1 protein-coding gene is annotated in these 1745 nt (G+C 67.7%); it reads right to left on the reverse strand.

From position 1 onward, the window contains the following. Nucleotides 1–1745, reverse strand: a 1745-nt coding sequence (glgB, locus tag EV656_RS16415) for a 1,4-alpha-glucan branching protein GlgB (RefSeq protein ID WP_132605866.1), incomplete at both ends; no start/stop codon positions are given.

A 1745-nucleotide genomic window follows, 5' to 3' on the forward strand; every position in this document is an offset into this window, starting at 1 on the left:
AGCGGCGGCAGATTGATTTTGGCGGATGCGGGTTGGCCTTGATGGGGGGATTGTGTTGCGTTGACACCCCCCATGTTGCCGCGGTTGGTGCCGCCATAGGCGGCGGCGTCGGTGTTCAGGGCCTCGCGCCATTGCCCGGCCTGCGGCAGGCCGATGCGCAGGCTGCGTTCCACGGGCGTCAGGTTGCAGATCACCGCCACCGGCGCGTCGTCCGGCCCGCCCCGGCGCAGCCAGGCATAGACCGAGATGTCGGCGGCGTCGGCCTCGATCCACTGGAACCCCGCGCCCTCGCAATCCTTGGCGTGCAGCGCGGGCGTGTCGCGGTACAGCCGGTTCAGATCCCGCACCAGCCGCTGCATCCCCGCATGCGGGGCAGTGTCCAGAACGCCCCAGTCCAGCTGGCCCCGGTAATCCCATTCCGCGCCTTGCGCGAATTCCTGGCCCATGAACAGCAGCTTCTTGCCCGGATGCCCCCACATGAACCCGTAATAGGCCCGCAGGTTGGCGAACCGTTCCCAGTCGTCCCCCGGCATCCGGGCCAGCATCGACCCCTTGCCGTGCACCACCTCGTCATGGCTGATCGGCAGGATGAAGTTTTCCGAGAACGCATAGACCAGCCCGAAGGTCAGCTGGTGGTGGTGATGCTTGCGGTGCACAGGCGCGCGGCTGAAATAGTCCAGCGTGTCGTTCATCCAGCCCATGTTCCACTTGTAGCCGAAGCCCAGCCCGCCCGAATCCACCGGCTGCGACACGCCCGGAAAGCTGGTGCTTTCCTCGGCCGCCGTCAGGCAGCCGGGCACCGCGCCATAGACCAGCGTGTTCATCTGGCGCAACAGCGCGATCGCCTCCAGGTTCTCGCGCCCGCCATGGATGTTGGGGACCCACTCGCCCTCGCGCCGGGAATAGTCGCGGTACAGCATCGAGGCCACCGCATCCACCCGCAGCCCGTCCACGTGGTATTCCTCCAGCCAGTACAGCGCGTTGGAACACAGGAAATTGGCAACCTCGGTCCGCCCGAAATTGTAGATCAAGGTGTTCCAGTCCTGGTGGAACCCCTCGCGCGGGTCGGCATGTTCGTAAAGCGCGGTGCCGTCGAACCGGCCCAGCCCGTGCGCGTCGGTCGGGAAATGCCCCGGCACCCAGTCCAGGATCACCCCCAGCCCCCGCCGGTGCGCCGCGTCGATCAGGTCGCGGAATTCATGCGGGGGGCCGTGGCGGATCGTCGGCGCGAACAGCCCCACCGGCTGATAGCCCCAGGACCCGTCGAAGGGATGTTCGCTCAGCGGCAGGAATTCGATGTGGGTAAAGCCCATGTCCGCGGCGTAATCCACCAGCTCCTCGGCCGCCTCCTTGTAGGACAGCGGGCGGTTGCCCTCGGCCACCCGGCGCCGCCACGACCCCAGATGCACCTCGTAGATGGAAATCGGCGCGCTGCGGGCGTTGCGGCCCGCGCGGGTGTCCATCCAGCCGCCGTCGTGCCAACCATAGCCCGCGATGTCGCGCACCACGCTGGCGTTTTTCGGCGGGTGTTCCGAGCCGAAACCAACCGGGTCGGCCTTCAGCGGCTGCACCGTGCCGTCGGCGCCCAGGATCTCGTATTTGTAGCACTCCCCCTCGCCCAGGCCGGGCAGGAAGATTTCCCAAACCCCCGTCGCACCGCGCCGCCGCATCGGATGGCGCCGCCCGTCCCACTGGTTGAAGGGGCCCACGACGGAAACCCGCCGCGCATTCGGCGCCCAGACCGC

It is taken from the genome of Rhodovulum adriaticum (genome assembly GCF_004345735.1).
Taxonomy (GTDB): Bacteria; Pseudomonadota; Alphaproteobacteria; order Rhodobacterales; family Rhodobacteraceae; genus Rhodovulum; species Rhodovulum adriaticum.